We start from the raw sequence: 16,511 nt of genomic DNA on the forward strand, positions 1-16,511 counted from the left end.
TTTTAACCGGGCTTTTTTTGTGGACAAATGATTATGTTAAAATAAAAGCGCAGTATGGACACTTAAAGAGGTGAGGTTTAATGTGGCTAACTCCAATTAATCATCAAGGGGCTATCAAGGCCGTTGATTTAGTTCAGCGGCATTTATTAATTGTTGGCCAAACTGGGAGTGGCAAAACGACGACGGCGTTAGGGCTCTTAAGTGAACTCCAACAGGCCAATCAAACAACGATTGTCTTTGATCCAACTGGTGAGTATGCCAAGTTGCCAAATACAATTACGTATCGGTTTGGTGACAATGCGTATCTTGATCCGGGCAACTTATCCTGGCCACAATTGCAACAACTATTGCAATTACCACCAGTGACTCAATTACAGGAACAGCAAATTGAGCAAGCGATCCAAACATTGCGGTATCAAGCCAATGTCGCAAATGTGAAGCAACCTTGGGATTGGTGTGGTCAAGCACAAGCGACCTGGGAAGGAATGTTAAGGCGGTTAGGAAGTTGGAGTGATAGCTATCCCGTTACCTTATTGCCAACTCAATGGCGTCAGGTGATGGTCGCGCCGGACGCGCACCAACCGGACTATACGCTACTGGGCCAACAAGTTGATCCGGAACAAGTTCATGCGGCGTGGCCAATGATGCAAGCGATGAGGACAAAATTACATGACCCGATTTATCAGCGATTATTTGCTTTAACACCGGGCAACGGCGTTCAAAGTGAATTAACCTTTGTGTTAAAAATGTTTTTAAAGCATCCGAGTCAGCACCGGACGTTGGTGATTGATTTATCCTTATTAAAGGATTTAGCACTGAGTCAACAAGTTGTCTTGTCGGTGCTATATCAAACGATGCTTAATTATCGCTTACAAACGGCAGAACGGTTCCCAGTCCAAGTAGTTTTAGATGAAGCCCATCGCTACTTACCAACGGATGAGCATCAATTAGCTGCTAATGGGTTATTTCAAGTCGCGCGGGAAGGTCGTAAAGTGGGCTTAACGATGGTTGTTACAACGCAATCCCCACTTGATTTGCCGGCCCGGTTACGATCACAATTTGCTCATCAAATGATGCATTATTTGGGGAGCAAAGCAGAATGGCAGTCGTTGGGAATTATGCAAACCAAATTACCAACTTTATCGACGGGGCAGTGTTTAATTCAAGGACTAACCGAACAAGTATTACCATATCAAGTCGCTTACCAACATGGTGGCCAGGCAATTAAAGGAGAAAATTAGTGCAAACTTATCAATTAATGGCGACGGCTGCTTCGGGAATTGAAGCGTTAGTCAATCGTGAACTAAAAGATTTAGGCTATCAAACTAAAACTGAAAATGGGCGGGTTCGCTTTACGGGAACGATGGCGGATGTGGCGAAAACCAATTTATGGTTACGAACTGCTGACCGAATTAAGATTATTGTGGGTGAATTTGATGCCCGTGATTTTGATACGTTATATGAACAAACGAAAGCTTTGCCGTGGGAAGAATATTTGCCGCTTGATGCCGAATTCCCCGTGGCGGGGCGGAGTAGCCACCATTCCCAATTGCACCACGTACCAACGGTTCAATCAATTACGAAAAAGGCAATTGTCGAACGGTTGAGTAGTGTTTATCATCGCCGGACACGCTTGAGTGAAACGGGAGATAAGTACCCGTTAGAAGTGGCGATTGATAAAGATCACGTCTTGCTGACCCTTGATACTACCGGGGATAGTTTGTTTAAGCGGGGGTATCGGGTAGCCAAGGGGGCGGCCCCGATGAAGGAAAATATGGCGGCCGCTTTAGTAATGTTAGCCCACTGGTTCCCAGATAATCCGTTTGTTGATCCAACGTGTGGTTCGGGGACGATTCCGATTGAAGCAGCCCTGATTGGACATAATATTGCGCCGGGGATTAATCGTGGGTTTGTCTTTGATGCGTGGAGTAATTTAACACCCGCTAATTTATTAGATGATGCTAAAGATGAAGCGGATAGCTTGGCTGATTATGATATTGAATTAGATATTACCGGATATGATATTGATCAAAAGATGGTTGAAATTGCCCAACAAAACGCCCGGGCGGCCGGGTTAAGTCAATCGGTAACGTTTAAACAATTAGCGGCTAAAGATTGGCATACGGATAAAATTAATGGTGTAATCGTTGCTAATCCGCCATATGGGGAACGGTTAAGTGATCAAGCCAGCGTTCGAGAATTGTACCGTGACATGGGGAAGATTTACCAACAAATGCCAACTTGGAGCAAGTATATTTTAACGGCGGATCTTGAATTTGAAACGTATTACGGGGCACCGGCAACGAAGAAACGGAAATTATATAACGGGGTATTACGGACCGACTTGTTCCAATATTGGGGCAAAAAAACAACGATAGTAATTAGTATGCGAATTAGTATGCGACGCCGTTAAAAACTTCCGTAGGGTAAGCCTTGCCTCCCGTGCGATGGAAGGCACTTCCATCGGAGGAGGTTGGCTTAGCCATAGGAAGTTTAGGCGGAGCATCACTACTAATGTGATTAGTGCTTAGAATCGCGCTAGAGCGACGCTGCGAACATCATCACAATTGTGAGTAGCGTACATTGCTACGTGAGTATATAAACAAAAAAAAGGGACCCACAGTGTCGGAAAACGAACACTGCGGGTCCCTTTTTGTGATTAGCTACCGTTGGCTTTTATACTGGGCTCACGACCTACATTTTTGATATAATATTATCTGGATTGACTATGAAAGGGCCTGCAATGCTAAGTGATGGGCGCCTTGGTTATCGCGATCAGGAATCCATTGCACAACAACGGGATCAAACCGGTCTAACTGGTTGTTTAATAAGGCTAGTTGTTGGGCATAGTGATGGCTATAATTTTTCGTAATCGCATCACTGACGAGGCGGCTGTCAGTATAAAACATGACAATTTGTGGTGGCAACTGGAACGTTTGTAGTTGTTCAAAGCCCCAAATCGCAGCCGCAAACTCGGCTTGGTGATTATCCATTGGGCCGAGCGCTGTTTTAAGTTGGTATTGTTGCTGGTCAGTTACAATGACACAGCCGGCGCTTGCTTGCTGATCAATGGGCCGAACGGCGGCATCAGTATAAATTTTAATCATTAATTATCACTTCCAAATTGAATTGAGGTATTCATATGGTAACAAATCAAAAGTTCTTCTATCAACCAGATTTAACCACCACCATTATTAATTGGTGTTGGATTATGATGATTTTAATTGTGGGGGTGATTATTTGGTTGGAAATTACCGTTTTTAATCCCTGGACGGCGGTGTTAATCGCGATTTGGCTCTTAGTGGCCAGTTTAGTCTTATTCCGGCGGACGATTGTGATAACTCCGACGCGTTTAATTATTAATCGAATCTGGCAATCACGAGCGGTAGAAATTGAATGGGCGTCCGTCCGGCATTTTACCACGCAAGGGAAAACGACGATGTTTACGGTAAACGGGCAATGGTTTACGTTAACGCTGTCAAAACGAGCGCAATTGGCAATTCAACAACATTTAACAATTGATTAGGAGGGCAATGTACCATGGGGGCATACTTATTGTGGTTAGTAATTTTAGTATTAGCTGATCAAGGGTTGAAGTGGTGGACGGTGGTACATTTACAGTTAGGACAAACTAAAACGATCATTCCACAGGTTTTAGCGCTGACCAATGTCCATAATGATGGGGCAGCTTGGAGTAGTTTTGCCGGGATGCAAGGCCCCTTAATTACCGTTGGCATTATCGTGTTGGTGATTGGAACTTATTATTTGATTAAACATGTCAAGACCAAGCCGGTTCACTGTGTGGCGGTTGTGTTAATTATGGCCGGGGCAATTGGGAATTTAATTGACCGAGTAATGCAAGGCTATGTGGTCGATATGTTCATGACCAAGTTTATCAATTTTCCGATTTTCAATATAGCGGATATTTGCTTAACCGTCGGGACGATTTTATTGATTATTTTAATTCTGCGGGAGGATTAACGTGGAAACAAAACAGTTAACCATTACGGATACCATGACCGGACGCTTAGATAAAGTATTAGCGACCCAATTTAGTCAGTATTCACGCTCACAATTAAAGCACTGGCTTGATGATGGATTGGTCTTAGTCAACGGTCAAGTGATGAAGGCGAAGTATAAGGTGCAAGTTGGCGATGAAATTCAAATTACACCGCCAGAAACAAAAGCGATTGATTTAGTAGCCCAAGATATTCCGTTGGACATTGTTTATGAAGATGATGACGTGTTGGTGGTGAACAAACCCCAAGGGATGGTCGTTCACCCCGCTCCGGGGCATCCTGATGGGACATTAGTAAATGCGTTGTTATATCATGCTCCACTTTCAACGATTAACGGCGAATTTCGGCCCGGCATTGTCCACCGGATTGATAAAGATACGTCAGGATTATTAATGGTTGCCAAAACGGATCGCGCGCACCAAAGCTTGACGGCGCAATTAAAGGCGAAAACCAATGAGCGGGAATATGTTGCCTTAGTGCATGGTGTGATTAAAGAAGAGCGAGGAACGATTAATGCGCCTATTGGTCGTTCGCCAAAGAATCGCCAACAACAGGCCATCGTTGCCAATGGTCGCCCGGCAGTAACACATTTTGAAGTCTTGAAACGGTATCAACACTATACGTTGGTCAGCTGTCGGTTAGAAACGGGGCGGACGCACCAGATTCGCGTGCATATGAAATATATTAATCATCCGTTGGCTGGTGATCCAGTATACGGTCCGCGGAAAACATTGCCTGGCAATGGCCAATACCTACATGCGCGGACCCTGGGATTTACCCATCCAGTTACGGGGGAAGTGATGACGTTTACGGCTCCATTGCCGGAATGGTTTGCAACTCAATTAGCGCGCCTTGATCAAACGGATGCGCTTTAGAAAGAAGAGGGGGCGGCAAGATGGCTGAAAAAGCTTTAATTTTAGATGATGGCACGGTCTTTAATGGTCGGGCATTTGGTTCCCCTGCTGTCTCGTTTGGGGAAGTAATTTTTAATACTAGCTTAACGGGGTATCAAGAATTAATTACCAACCAAGCTTATTACAATCAACTGGTTGTATTTACGCAACCTAATATTGGAAATTTGCCAATTAGCTCCAACTTGTATGAATCAATTCAGCCAACGATTAAAGGGGTGATTGTACATAATACGGGGACGTTAGCGGATGATGATCCGCGGAGCTTGGATGCCTACCTCAAGAAACATAATATTCCGGGCATTACGGATATTGATACACGGGCATTAGTGCGGCATTTGCGCGCAGCGGGACGGCCGATGCGGGGCAGCTTAGTCCCCGTGGCCGATGATCATGCGTTTGATCAATTAAACGCAACGGTGCTTACGAATCAACAAGTGGCCCAAGTTTCGACCCCCAAACCATATCCCAATCCCGATGTCGGCGAAAGTGTCGTGGTGATTGACTTTGGTTTGAAAAACGGGATTTTACGGGAATTAAGTCGCCGGAAATGTAATGTGACCGTGTTGCCATACAACGTGACGGCGGAAGAGGTTATGCAATTGGATCCCGCGGGGGTAGTGTTGAGTTCCGGCCCAGGAGATCCGCATGATTTGAAGCCGACCGTGCTCCAAATGATTCGTGATTTGCAAGCTCAGGTTCCCATGATGGCCTTTGGCTTGGGACATGAATTATTTGCTTTGGCTAACGGCACTGAGTGTACGCGCCAAGCTGTTGAATATCATGGCAGCAACCATCCAATTTTGGAAGTGATTACGGATCATATTATGTATGCGCAACAAGATAGTGCTTACCGGATTAGTAAGGAATCCGTCAATCGCCAAGAACTATTTATTACGTATTTAGATTTAATTACGGGTGGGGTAATTGGGTTACGGCATCGGTTTTACCCAGCCTTTTCGGTTCAATTTTATCCGGATGGGGCGCCGGGGCCCGATGATACCAATCCGTTAATTGATGAATTTATGGAAAATATTAAATTACGAAAGGGGTAATGTGAGTTATGCCAAGTGTCCTATTAGTTGGGGCCGGGGCCGATACTGTTTATCGTGGTGATGAACTCGATTTAACGGCGGTTAATTTGCTAGCAACGTTTAAGCAACGGGGCTGGGAAACGATTGTCATTAATAACAACCCCTTTGCCCAAAGTTTAGAAAGTAATTTTCAAGTTGATCATGTTGAAATTCGGCCGTTAACCGTCACTAATGTGGTGGATGTGATCCAGGAATATCAACCTGATATCGTAGTTCCCACGCTTGGGGAACGCTGGACGTTTGATTTACTGCGAGAAGTGCAAGCAACTGGTGTTTTTGAAACGTTACCAACGCGCTTGGTGGGGATTTCGTTGACTAGTATTAAAACGGTGCTTAACCCACCAATGTTAGCAGCTACCTTACGACAAATTGGGGCGCCAGTTAAGCACGTACAAGTGGCGGATCACTATGCAGCGGCTTATGAAATGGTCCGTGAATATGGCTATCCGTTAGTTAGTCGGCCAGTTTCAGCGCAAGGAACCAGTACGCCCAAAATTGCTTTTGATGATGCCTCATTTGAAGCCAATTTTATGGAAGCACAGGCACTTTCGAAGAAGAAAGAAGTTGCGATTCAACAAAGTCTGCAAGGAATGAAAGAAGTTGAAGTCGTAGTTTGTCGGGATCAAAGTGGGACGCTAATTGAAATTGCTACAGTCGAAAATATTGATCCAATTGGGATTCATGCCGCCGATTCGTATGCGGTAACGCCGGCTCAAACGTTACTTGATCGGGAATTACAAACTTTACGGAAGTTAGCCTTTAAGATTACGCGCAAATTGCGGATTGTAGGGGTTAACCATGTCCAATTTGCGATTGATCGCCGCCATCAAAAATGTACGTCACTAAGGTGAGCCCATATTTTGATCGGACGACGTCATTTGTTGAATTAGCAACAGGGTACCCATTGTCAAAAGTCGTGGGCTGTTTATATACTGGGCAATTGTTACGGGAAATTGATTTAGGAACCAGTATGCGCCCTATACGGCGATTACCGAACCCGTCACTGATAGTACTGCCGTCCGGGTTCCAATCTTTGCCCACATGTTCTTACCAGAAGCTAATTGGCGATTGGGAACGCAAAAACGGTCAATTGGGACGGCCGTTGGAATTGGGCGGAGTGTTCCAGAAGCATTAGTCAAAGCCTTGACTTATCAAGAGGATGACTTTGGAAAGACTCGCTTAGCAGCCATGCACCAATTAACGAGTTCGCAATTAGATCAAGTATTAATTCATCCCGAAGCGAACCGGATTTATTCAATTTTTGAAGCCTTACGGCGCGGATATAGTACGGATGAAATTGCGGAATTAACCCACATTGAAAGTTACTATATTAGTGAATTGAAACGGGTCCAACAAGTGATGGAGCAACTTTATACTGGAACTTGGGACGCCCAAATCTATCGGCAAGCCAAGGATTTGGGCTTGCCGGATGCAACCATTGCGCGGATTACGGAGCAATCATTTGAAACGATTCGGACTGCTAGCCAAACTTGGCAAGTCAATCGGACATATAAAGAAGTGGATCCGGCAGCGGGTGAGTTTGAACAACATTCGGCTCGGTTCTATGCTAGTTTTGAACGGGAAAATGAAAGTCAGCCGGCACCTGGTAAACGAGTATTAGTCGTAGGGCCGGGCCACGGGCCTTAGGGAATGGGACGGCTAATGATTATGTCGCGACCCAAGTGATGCAAGCTCTCAAAGCCCAAGGATATCAAGTAATTTTATTGAATGACAATCCCAGTTCTGTGACGATGGCAAGCGTGGTAGCGGATAAAATTTATGTTGAGCCTCGGACGACCGAAGTAGTTCGCGAAGTTGCTTATTTGGAACAGCCAGCAATTATTTTAGTCCCAGCGATGGCGGCGGAAATGCGGCAATTCTTAGCGGAAACAACGTGGGCGGACAAGGTCATGACGCTTCAAATGGTTGATGCACCGCATGATTTTACTACGACTACGCCAACGGTGGCCGTGAATGTGTTGTTTGATGGTAATGTGATTTATCCCTTAGGAATGATTGATGAGTTACCTGATCCGCAAACGCAGCAAATTGCGGGGACGTTCCGCCAATACCCAACCCAGTTAGCGAGTGAGGTCCAACAAGAGGTACAAAATTTAGCCAATGAGACCTTATTAGAGGCCGGGGTGGCGAAGGGAATCTATCAACTAATTTTTGCTAAGGATAATGATACGTGGAAATTAGTTTTGCAACACCCGATTCCCGCCCCGGATGTGGCCTTTTTATCGAAAGCGGTGCGGTTAAATATTGCTGGATTGGTGATGGCTATGCGCTTAGGAACCTTAGAACAATACTTCCAAACGTTAGCCGAATTACCAATGCCACCACAACAATTACAATACCGATCATTATATCCATTCAAAGCGTTGCATTTAGCCCAAGCTAAGCCTAACAAATCGCATATTGTTGGGGCGACGATTAAGTGGTTACCATAAATATAAAAGCGGTCCTGAAATGGACCGCTTTTTAACTATTTACTAGATTTTAACCGTTGTTCAATGGTGGCAACGTGATGGTGATATTGTTCAACCCGTTGATTAATTGCCCGCATGACGGGGGTAACTTGGTTCATGGCTTGCGTTAATTCATTCGTTGCTTGATGGACTTGTTGCCAAGCATGCCGAACTTGTTGAACATTTTGCCAAAGTTCTTTAATCATTATTGAGCCTCGAATTGCTTTTGAATGGCAGCTTGCACGGCGGCGTATTTCGTATCATCATATTGGTCAGTGTGATCACCAAAATGAATTGAGAAATCATCATCGTCAGCGTAGCGAGGAATCAAATGCCAGTGACTGTGGAAGACGCTTTGGTAGGCCACTTCACCATTATTGTTCATGACGTTCATGCCGACAATGCTAGGATCGCTAGCTTGGATGGCGCGGGCAATTTTTGGTAAGCGACTAAGGACTTCCTTGGCTAAATTATCATCGTATTCAAATAGGTTGGCAACGTGGTGCTTGGGGATGACTAAGGTATGGCCAGGGGTCACTTGTGAGATATCTAAAAAGGCCTTCACAACGTCATCTTCGTAAACTGTGTAGCTAGGAATGTCACCATTAATGATTTTGCAGAAAATACAATCTTCCATAATTAAGAACCTCGTTTCGTTTTTTATTAGTATGACGATTTTTCGGAAGTTGTGCAAGTCTTGGCGCGGTAGAAAATTGCAATTAGCATCATAAATCTCTATTATTAGTATTAAAGAAGTATTTAAGGAGAAAAGAATGTTATCGATTCAACATTTGGTTGGGGGGTATTCCCAACTGTCGGTTTTGCATGACGTTAATTTTGAGGTCAAATCCGGTGAATTAGTTGGTTTAATTGGTTTGAACGGGGCCGGTAAATCAACCACGATTAATCATATTATTGGGATGTTAACCCCGCAACAAGGAACGATTGAAATTGATGGTGTTAGTTTAAAGACGGATGCGAATGCCTATAAACAAGCTTTAGCTTACATCCCAGAAACGCCTATTTTATACCCAGAATTAACGTTGCGCGAACATCTTGATTTAGTCATCAAAGCCTATGGTTTAGATGAACAAGTTGCTTGGCAACGCGCAGATGAATTATTAACCACGTTCCGCCTCAACAATAAATTAGATTGGTTCCCGGTGGACTTTTCCAAGGGGATGAAACAAAAAGTCATGATTTGTGCCGCCTTGATGACAGATGCTAAAGTGTTAGTGATTGATGAACCTTTTTATGGCCTTGATCCGTTAGCTGTTCGTGATTTATTAGTCTTATTAGAAGCTAAAAAGCAGGCCGGGGTGGCGATTTTAATGTCGACCCACGTTTTAGCGACGGCGCAACAATATTGTGATCGATTTGTGCTACTAGCGAATGGGCGGGTACAAGCCAGCGGAACGTTAGCTGAGTTACAAGCTGAGCAACCGGGCGCTAGTTTGGACGAGATATATTTACAATTAGCGCAAGGTGATCAACATGCTTAAACAACTTTATCAAACCCGACGCGGGATCAATGGCTGCAATATTTCCGCTATTGGCGGTATGTCTTTAATGATCATTTTGTAATTGCGATGTTCTTCTTGTTTGGGGCGGCTGCTTTTGGTTATCAAGGCATATTACCGCAAGTAACGCCACAACAATGGTGGTGGAATGTGCTAGTGGTCGTTTGGTTGACGATTGCCGTGCAATGGGGACGATTAGCTTTATTTATTAAGGATCCGGATCCAGTGTTCTTATTACCACAAACGAGTCAAACCACCACGTTAATGCGTGAAGTGAAACGTTATAGTTATCCGCTGGGATTGCTACTGGCGTGGAGCTGGAGTGTGGTCGCCTTACCATTATATGTGCGGTTACATCCCGTAAGTTGGAGTACGATAGGAATTCTGGTGGTTACAATTAGTTTGGTTAAGTTAACGTGGTTTAAATTAGCCCAATTCCGCTTAGTGAATCAATCAAACCGCGGCTGGCAAGTCCTCCAATGGCTTTGGCCTGGCGTGATTGCTATTTTGATCGTGATGAATCCATTTTTCGCAGTACTGGGGGCAAGCTTGGGCTGGTTGGTAAGTTGGCGTTGGCAGCCGGAATTTAATTGGCGGGCTGCGATTGAATATGAAAACGAGCGCTTATTATCGATTTATCGATTCTTTAATTTGTTTACGGATGTGCCGAATTTACCAATCAAGGTTAAGCGCCGCCGATGGTTAAATTGGCTAATTAATTGGTTGAGTGATGGAACCGTCTGGGGAGATTTGTATGCGCGGGCGTTGGTACGGCAACGTGATTATGGTGATTTAATTGTCCGGTTGAGTTTAGTAGTTGGAATCGCGGTGGCTGTAATCCCCATCCCATGGGTTCAAACCTTATTGATGGTCGTGGGGGTATATGTAATTGCTGGGCAATTCGGCCCCTTATTCCATCACTTCGATCATAATCCAATGCCACAATTGTATCCAACAACGACGACAGCGGCGACGAGTTGGTTACAATTAGTCCGGAAAGTCTTAGTAATTGAGTGGCTCGGCTTGAGTTTGATAGCGTGGCGCTCGCCCTGGCACTGGATAAATTTGGTGCTAGGCCTTATAATAGTGGTCGGACTAATAACGTGGAGTTTATCGAAGCGTTACTTGAAGGAGAAATAAATGCGAGTTAAACATAAGAAGTGGGCGGAACCATATTTAGAAAGCCACCCCGAATTAATTAGTTTGAACCCAGCTGAATTTAAGGGAAATTGGCAAAGCCGGTTTGAAAAGGCACAGCCATTACATTTGGAAGTTGGGATGGGAAAAGGCCAATTCATTATTGGGATGGCCAAAAAAATACCCGCAATACAACTTTATTGGGTTAGAAATCGAATCAACGGTGGCGGCGATTGCGGCCAAGAAGGCGGAACCAGAACACTTACCGAATTTAACGTTTGTTCGGGCTGATGGCGCAGGATTAGATACCTACTTTGCGGATGGCGAAATTGATCAATTATATTTGAATTTCTCTGATCCATGGCCTAAGACGCGCCATGAAAAGCGCCGGTTAACGTATAAGTCATTCTTAGCTAATTACCAACAAGTGTTGGTTCCAAAAGGTAGTATTGAATTTAAGACTGACAACATGGGACTATTCCAATATTCATTAACGAGTTTAAATAACTATGGAATGATTTTTGATGGTGTTTGGTTAGATTTACATCACAGCGATGAAAACGAAGGCAACGTCGAAACGGAATATGAACAAAAATTTGCGGCCAAGGGGCAACCGATTTATAAATTACGGGCGCACTTTGCCAAATAGTGATAATAAAATCCTCGTCACTGTGATGGCGGGGATTTTAATTTTGGTGGTTAGAAACAATTATTACATTTTTTGTTACAAAAAAATTGACGCTTAACTAATTGAATATCTATAATAGAGATATCAACCAACAGAGGAGGAGAAAGTTGATGGATCAAGAAAAATATCTCGATCAATTATCGCAAGCATTGCGCCGTTTATCACCTGATGAACGGATTGCGATTGTTGATAAATATCGCCAAGCACTGCAAGTGTCCGGTGATTTAACTTGGGATGAAATAGTTAACCGGTTTGGCGAACCGCGTGAGGTTGCCAAGGAAGCCTATCGACAACAGCGAGCTGCTAATCAAACTGGTAATCGACGGCAAGATTTTGTCCGGAATTTGACGTTACCTAAAATTTTCTTATTAATGGTCTTATTATTAATTACGTTACCAATCTGGGGTACGATTACGGCCGTCATCTTAGCTGCTTTAATGGCCATTTTCGGGATTGTAATTGGGGTGATTATGACGTGTGTCATTTTAATGTTAACCCTGACCTTAGTTGGCTTTGGTCTTGGGGGGACTTCATTGGTTAGCGGTGCCTTATTATTAATGAATGCACCGTTAACGGGAGTTTATTATCTCGGACTAGGGTTAGTGGAATTAGCCATTGGATTATTATTGCTACCAGTCTTTTGGTTAATTTTTAAGGCGGCCGTCCGGTGGCTAGAAGCTTAGGAAAATTTGTGACAAAGCGGACCCAACGAGGAGGTAATGCGTAATGAAAAAAATGGTATCTAACAAGTTTCTTCATGCTCATTATCGGGGTCGTGATTGCCGTTGCCGGTTACTTTGGCGGTGGTCGCAGGCCGTTGATATTTCCAATTTCCCGCATGTCCAAGCGATTAGCCAAGCTAATTCGGTAGCGCAACATCAACAATGGCAAGATACTGGTTCATTTAAGCGGTTGACGGTTGATGTTAATCATACGGATGTGGTAATTAAGACTGGTAAGCATGCGCAAGTCGACTATAAAGGTAACCCTAATGTGAAGTTAAAGGTTACTAATGATGGTGAAACGTTATCGATTAAGCAAGTTAGTAAGGCCAAGGCCCAACCACGGGTGCAATTGAAAGACGCGACCGTTTGGGGGCAAGATCGTCCAACCCAAAGTGGAAAGTTGATTATTACGGTGACGAAGGATCAGTTAGCTGCGTTAAGGGTTAATACACATGTAACTAAGCCAGGCGATTTAGAAATCTGGAATGTTAAAGTAAAGCAATTAACTGCCGTGGCGCATGAAGCAGTGTTAGAAAATGTTGAAAGTGAAACGACCAAGTTGACGGCGGCTGATGATATTACAATTGATAATCCAACGTTCGCCAATACAGCTAATGTATTATCAAAACATGGTGATATTGATGTTTCACAAATTGATCGCGCAGTGGGTACCAAGCAACAGCCACTGCAGGGGATGTGGAATTATTCAATGCGGAAGGTGAGAACACAACCTTAACGAGAAATCCAACGGCGAATACACAACTGCATTTTACGGCGATGACTGGTGACGTTTCAATTCGGAAAGGGATGACGGATTAATGAGTAGTAAGAAATTATATCGTTCCCGTGATAATAAAATGATTGCTGGGGTATGTGGTGGAATTGCCGACTACCTCGGCTGGGATGCTACCTTTGTGCGGGTGATTTATGTATTATTAAGTGTCTGTTCAGTAGCCTTTCCGGGGATCTTAGTTTATATTTTATTAGCAATTATTATTCCAGAACGACCGAATCATGTTGAAAAATCATTTGATGATGTCATCAACGGTGAATTCGAAGAAAAATAGTATCTGTAGAGGATATGACATAAGTCAGGCAACCTCTTAAAAAAATCGAACAGCGCAGTACGCAAATGGGCTCGCAACGTCGGAAATCCGAACGCTGCGAGCCTATTTGCGCTTGCGGGGGCGTGAAGACGAACTAAAATTTAGCAATTTTAGTTCACTAACGATTGACAGCTGCTAAGAAAGGAAACTTTCAAGCAGCTGTTCATGTCATGCTCCCTTTTATTTGCATAAAACATGCATTTATATCGTTGAAGTGTATTAAATGAATAATATGCGTAATTTTATAAGAAAAAAATTAAAAATATGCAAAAATTATGGAAAAAGGGTTGTATTAATATACAGTGACTGATAAGATACTTACATAGTCAAAACAGATATAAAATACAGAAAGGGAATTGATTATGAAAAAGGTTTGGAAATCAGTGTTAATGTTAATCGCGACGTTAACATTAAGTTTTCCATCGGTCATGCCAACGGTACAGGCGGCCACGGATGATAGTAATGCAACATCAAGTTCTGCTAGCTCAAATAAGTTAGCGGAAATTAAAGCGCAAGGTAAATTAGTAGTGGGGACGTCAGCTGACTATCCACCAATGGAATTTGTGGTTAAGAAAAACGGCAAGGACAAAATCGTGGGGGCTGACATTATGGTGGCCAAAAAAATTGCCGATGATTTAGGTGTGAAATTAGTAGTTAAGGATATGAGCTTTGACTCCTTGTTAGTGGCGTTGGAAACAGGGAAAGTTGATATGGTTTTAGCGGGGATGAACGCCAGCCCAGAACGGAAGAAGAGCGTTGACTTCTCGCATACTTACTACCACGGTGGGAACGTGTTCTTGATCAATAAGAGTGATGCGAAGAAGATTAAGTCCGGTAAAGACTTAGCACATGCTAAGATTGGGGCACAAACGGGTTCTTTGCAATACCAAATGGTGAAAAAGAACATGAAGCAAGCTACCATGAAGCCACTTGATAACATTAACAACTTAGTGTTAGCGTTAAAGACGCATAAAACACAAGGGATTATGTTAGATAGCTTGATTGCGAAGGCATTTGTGGCCAATGATTCAGACTTGAAGATGGTTAAAGATATTGATATGCCGGATAACAAGTCCGTTGGGGTTGCCGTCGCAATGCCGAAGAACAATCCCGATTTAGTAGCTGCGGTGAACCAAACGGTGGATGAAATTAATGCCAAGGATTTGATGAACAAAGAATACTTGCCGGCTGCTGGGAAGCAAATGGAAAAAGTCAATGTTAAGAAGACGATGTGGGATTACAAGAGTTTCTTCTTAAAAGGGGTCGGTTACACCTTAGTAATCGCGGCGACATCTGTTTTCTTTGGGTTCATTCTCGGGATTTTACTTTCCTTAATGCGGTTATCTAAGGTCAAAGTCTTGCATGCCATTGCCGTTGTTTACATTGAATTTATTCGGGGCACGCCTTTGATGGTTCAAATCATGTTTATTTACTTCGGGATTGGTTCCTTGATTTCATCCTTACCAGCTATGTTAGCAGGGATTATCGCCATTTCATTAAACTCAGGGGCCTACGTGGCCGAAATTATGCGGTCCGGGATTCAATCAATTCACTACGGTCAAACGGAAGCCGCGCGGTCATTAGGGATGAGTCAAAAGATGACCTTCCAATACGTGGTCTTGCCACAAGCCATTAAGAATATTTGGCCAGCCTTAGGGAACGAATTTATTACGTTAGTTAAGGATAGTTCATTAGTTTCCACGATTGGGGTAGCTGAATTGATGTATCAAACCCAATTAGTTCAATCAACGACGTACAAAGGGGTGGCGCCGTTAGCGGTGACGATGTGTATCTACTTCGTCTTAACGTTTACCCTCTCTAAGATTTTAAGTTATTACGAAGGGAAGATGAGTCATCATGGATAAAATGTTAGAAATTAAGCATCTCCAAAAAAAGTTATGGGGATCATCAAGTTTTAAAAGATATTTCCGCTGAAATTGATAATGGCCAAGTGATTTGTGTGATTGGCCCATCAGGTTCGGGGAAGAGTACTTTCTTACGGTGCTTAAACTTATTAGAAACACCCACGGCCGGGACGGTGACTTTTGAAGGTCAAGAATTAACGGGATTAAACGAAAAAGACCTTGATGATTTACGGGAAAAGATGGGGATGGTGTTTCAAAACTTTAACCTCTTCCCGAACATGACGGTCTTAAACAACATTACCTTAGCACCAATTAAGGTGAAGGGAATTGATCAAGCGGCGGCGGAAAAGACGGCATTAGAATTATTAACGAAGGTTGGGTTAGCGGATAAAGCGGATGCCTATCCAACCAGTCTTTCCGGGGGGCAACAACAACGGGTGGCGATTGCGCGGGCCTTAGCGATGAACCCAGATGTGATGCTCTTTGACGAACCAACCAGTGCGCTTGACCCAGAAATGGTTGGGGAAGTGCTAGAAGTTATGAAGGATTTAGCTCAAGATGGGATGACGATGGTCGTCGTGACCCACGAAATGGGCTTTGCCAAGGAAGTGGCGGATCAAGTTTGGTTTATGGATCAAGGGTACATTCAAGAACAAGGGACGCCTGAGGAATTCTTTGATCACCCAACTAGTGATCGGGCTAAGCAATTCTTGAAGAAGATTTTAAAATAGGTCGCGAACCACGCATTAAGGGAGCCGTGGCCTAACGTAGACAAGTCGTTGGCACTAGCAAAGCTAGGACCGGCGACTTTGTCATAGTTAGGCACTGGGCTTCCGCGTGGTGAGCGTAGTTACAAAATAGGTCGTGAGGCGGACGATAAAACCGCCGTATCATAACGTTGAAACTGGCATTGCCAGGTTCGGCGACATTTTGAGTTAGGCCCTAAGGCGCTGCTGAGCGAACGTAGTTACTAAG

The 16,511-nt window shown here is 43.8% G+C and carries 18 protein-coding genes and 2 pseudogenes; 17 read left to right on the forward strand and 3 right to left on the reverse strand.

The window, feature by feature from the left end:
- The first annotated feature begins 80 nt into the window (after nt 1-80).
- A complete protein-coding gene (locus JCM14505_RS02945; protein ID WP_054652800.1) occupies nt 81-1,241 on the forward strand; it encodes an ATP-binding protein in 1,161 nt (386 codons plus the stop codon).
- The gene (locus JCM14505_RS02950) at nt 1,241-2,413 is read left to right on the forward strand and encodes a THUMP domain-containing class I SAM-dependent RNA methyltransferase (protein WP_054652802.1); all 1,173 of its coding nucleotides are present in this window, start codon (nt 1,241-1,243) and stop codon (nt 2,411-2,413) included. Before JCM14505_RS02945 ends, JCM14505_RS02950 begins: the two co-directional genes overlap by 1 nt.
- Before the next feature lie 313 nt (nt 2,414-2,726).
- Here the strand turns inward: JCM14505_RS02950 and JCM14505_RS02955 are convergent, their stop codons facing one another.
- The gene (locus JCM14505_RS02955; protein ID WP_054652804.1) at nt 2,727-3,107 is read right to left on the reverse strand and encodes a ribonuclease HI family protein; all 381 of its coding nucleotides are present in this window, start codon (nt 3,105-3,107) and stop codon (nt 2,727-2,729) included.
- Between the two features lie 35 nt (nt 3,108-3,142).
- Here JCM14505_RS02955 and JCM14505_RS02960 point away from each other — a divergent pair, with 35 nt between their 5' ends.
- The 7 genes from JCM14505_RS02960 (at nt 3,143) to JCM14505_RS02990 (ending at nt 8,477) form a co-directional block, all read left to right on the forward strand.
- Nucleotides 3,143-3,526, forward strand: a complete 384-nt coding sequence (locus JCM14505_RS02960; protein WP_054652806.1) for an EbsA family protein — start codon at nt 3,143-3,145, stop codon at nt 3,524-3,526.
- A gap of 14 nt (nt 3,527-3,540) precedes the next feature.
- Nucleotides 3,541-3,981, forward strand: a complete 441-nt coding sequence (lspA, locus tag JCM14505_RS02965) for a signal peptidase II (RefSeq protein ID WP_054652808.1) — start codon at nt 3,541-3,543, stop codon at nt 3,979-3,981.
- A 34-nt stretch (nt 3,982-4,015) separates the two neighbouring features.
- Nucleotides 4,016-4,894, forward strand: coding sequence for an RluA family pseudouridine synthase (locus JCM14505_RS02970; protein ID WP_054652979.1), 879 nt, complete (start codon nt 4,016-4,018; stop codon nt 4,892-4,894).
- Nucleotides 4,895-4,914: 20 nt separating this feature from the next.
- Entirely contained in the window at nt 4,915-5,985 is a 1,071-nt protein-coding gene (locus JCM14505_RS02975; protein WP_054652810.1) for a carbamoyl phosphate synthase small subunit, read from the forward strand.
- Between the two features lie 8 nt (nt 5,986-5,993).
- Nucleotides 5,994-6,875 (forward strand): ATP-binding protein, encoded by an 882-nt coding sequence (locus tag JCM14505_RS02980; protein WP_054652812.1) that lies wholly within the window; start codon nt 5,994-5,996, stop codon nt 6,873-6,875.
- Nucleotides 6,876-7,065: 190 nt separating this feature from the next.
- A complete protein-coding gene (locus JCM14505_RS02985; protein ID WP_054652815.1) occupies nt 7,066-7,671 on the forward strand; it encodes a hypothetical protein in 606 nt (201 codons plus the stop codon).
- 38 nt (nt 7,672-7,709) lie between these two features.
- The gene (locus tag JCM14505_RS02990) at nt 7,710-8,477 is read left to right on the forward strand and encodes a carbamoyl phosphate synthase preATP-grasp domain-containing protein (RefSeq protein WP_054652817.1); all 768 of its coding nucleotides are present in this window, start codon (nt 7,710-7,712) and stop codon (nt 8,475-8,477) included.
- Between the two features lie 35 nt (nt 8,478-8,512).
- On the opposite strand, the gene JCM14505_RS02995 is transcribed toward JCM14505_RS02990, so the two are convergent.
- Both JCM14505_RS02995 and JCM14505_RS03000 read right to left on the reverse strand, forming a co-directional pair.
- The gene (locus tag JCM14505_RS02995) at nt 8,513-8,701 is read right to left on the reverse strand and encodes a hypothetical protein (RefSeq protein ID WP_054652819.1); all 189 of its coding nucleotides are present in this window, start codon (nt 8,699-8,701) and stop codon (nt 8,513-8,515) included.
- The gene (locus JCM14505_RS03000; RefSeq protein ID WP_054652820.1) at nt 8,701-9,132 is read right to left on the reverse strand and encodes an HIT family protein; all 432 of its coding nucleotides are present in this window, start codon (nt 9,130-9,132) and stop codon (nt 8,701-8,703) included. Before JCM14505_RS03000 ends, JCM14505_RS02995 begins: the two co-directional genes overlap by 1 nt.
- 136 nt (nt 9,133-9,268) lie before the next feature.
- Here JCM14505_RS03000 and JCM14505_RS03005 point away from each other — a divergent pair, with 136 nt between their 5' ends.
- From JCM14505_RS03005 to JCM14505_RS03040, 8 genes and pseudogenes are all read left to right on the forward strand, one after another.
- Nucleotides 9,269-9,997, forward strand: coding sequence for an ABC transporter ATP-binding protein (locus JCM14505_RS03005; RefSeq protein WP_054652822.1), 729 nt, complete (start codon nt 9,269-9,271; stop codon nt 9,995-9,997).
- A 33-nt stretch (nt 9,998-10,030) separates the two neighbouring features.
- Entirely contained in the window at nt 10,031-11,155 is a 1,125-nt protein-coding gene (locus JCM14505_RS03010; RefSeq protein WP_082405603.1) for an ABC transporter permease, read from the forward strand.
- A pseudogene (gene trmB / locus JCM14505_RS03015) lies at nt 11,156-11,801 on the forward strand (tRNA (guanosine(46)-N7)-methyltransferase TrmB).
- Between the two features lie 149 nt (nt 11,802-11,950).
- On the forward strand, nt 11,951-12,523 hold the full coding sequence (locus JCM14505_RS03020; RefSeq protein ID WP_054652826.1) for a DUF1700 domain-containing protein: 573 nt from the start codon (nt 11,951-11,953) through the stop codon (nt 12,521-12,523).
- Nucleotides 12,524-12,566: 43 nt separating this feature from the next.
- Nucleotides 12,567-13,301 (forward strand): DUF4097 family beta strand repeat-containing protein, encoded by a 735-nt coding sequence (locus tag JCM14505_RS03025; RefSeq protein WP_054652828.1) that lies wholly within the window; start codon nt 12,567-12,569, stop codon nt 13,299-13,301.
- 82 nt (nt 13,302-13,383) lie between these two features.
- On the forward strand, nt 13,384-13,632 hold the full coding sequence (locus tag JCM14505_RS03030; protein ID WP_054652830.1) for a PspC domain-containing protein: 249 nt from the start codon (nt 13,384-13,386) through the stop codon (nt 13,630-13,632).
- A 401-nt stretch (nt 13,633-14,033) separates the two neighbouring features.
- Nucleotides 14,034-15,536, forward strand: coding sequence for an ABC transporter substrate-binding protein/permease (locus tag JCM14505_RS03035; RefSeq protein ID WP_054652832.1), 1,503 nt, complete (start codon nt 14,034-14,036; stop codon nt 15,534-15,536).
- A pseudogene (locus tag JCM14505_RS03040) lies at nt 15,529-16,267 on the forward strand (amino acid ABC transporter ATP-binding protein). The gene JCM14505_RS03035 and the pseudogene JCM14505_RS03040 overlap by 8 nt, the downstream one beginning before the upstream one ends.
- The last annotated feature ends 244 nt before the right edge of the window (nt 16,268-16,511 follow it).

The sequence above is a fragment of the Limosilactobacillus equigenerosi DSM 18793 = JCM 14505 genome (genome assembly GCF_001311375.1).
GTDB lineage: Bacteria > Bacillota > Bacilli > Lactobacillales > Lactobacillaceae > Limosilactobacillus > Limosilactobacillus equigenerosi.

Bases quoted from the DNA above. Each gene is read 5' to 3' on its own strand.
- JCM14505_RS02955 (WP_054652804.1), bottom strand. From the start codon at position 3,107: ATGATTAAAATTTATACTGATGCCGCCGTTCGGCCCATTGATCAGCAA.
- JCM14505_RS02990 (WP_054652817.1), top strand. From the start codon at position 7,710: ATGCAAGCTCTCAAAGCCCAAGGATATCAAGTAATTTTATTGAATGAC.
- JCM14505_RS03035 (WP_054652832.1), top strand. From the start codon at position 14,034: ATGAAAAAGGTTTGGAAATCAGTGTTAATGTTAATCGCGACGTTAACA.
- lspA (WP_054652808.1), top strand. From the start codon at position 3,541: ATGGGGGCATACTTATTGTGGTTAGTAATTTTAGTATTAGCTGATCAA.
- JCM14505_RS02970 (WP_054652979.1), top strand. From the start codon at position 4,016: ATGACCGGACGCTTAGATAAAGTATTAGCGACCCAATTTAGTCAGTAT.
- JCM14505_RS02985 (WP_054652815.1), top strand. From the start codon at position 7,066: ATGTTCTTACCAGAAGCTAATTGGCGATTGGGAACGCAAAAACGGTCA.
- JCM14505_RS03030 (WP_054652830.1), top strand. From the start codon at position 13,384: ATGAGTAGTAAGAAATTATATCGTTCCCGTGATAATAAAATGATTGCT.
- JCM14505_RS02980 (WP_054652812.1), top strand. From the start codon at position 5,994: ATGCCAAGTGTCCTATTAGTTGGGGCCGGGGCCGATACTGTTTATCGT.
- JCM14505_RS03020 (WP_054652826.1), top strand. From the start codon at position 11,951: ATGGATCAAGAAAAATATCTCGATCAATTATCGCAAGCATTGCGCCGT.
- JCM14505_RS02995 (WP_054652819.1), bottom strand. From the start codon at position 8,701: ATGATTAAAGAACTTTGGCAAAATGTTCAACAAGTTCGGCATGCTTGG.
- JCM14505_RS03000 (WP_054652820.1), bottom strand. From the start codon at position 9,132: ATGGAAGATTGTATTTTCTGCAAAATCATTAATGGTGACATTCCTAGC.
- JCM14505_RS02945 (WP_054652800.1), top strand. From the start codon at position 81: ATGTGGCTAACTCCAATTAATCATCAAGGGGCTATCAAGGCCGTTGAT.
- JCM14505_RS03005 (WP_054652822.1), top strand. From the start codon at position 9,269: ATGTTATCGATTCAACATTTGGTTGGGGGGTATTCCCAACTGTCGGTT.
- JCM14505_RS02975 (WP_054652810.1), top strand. From the start codon at position 4,915: ATGGCTGAAAAAGCTTTAATTTTAGATGATGGCACGGTCTTTAATGGT.
- JCM14505_RS02960 (WP_054652806.1), top strand. From the start codon at position 3,143: ATGGTAACAAATCAAAAGTTCTTCTATCAACCAGATTTAACCACCACC.
- JCM14505_RS03025 (WP_054652828.1), top strand. From the start codon at position 12,567: ATGAAAAAAATGGTATCTAACAAGTTTCTTCATGCTCATTATCGGGGT.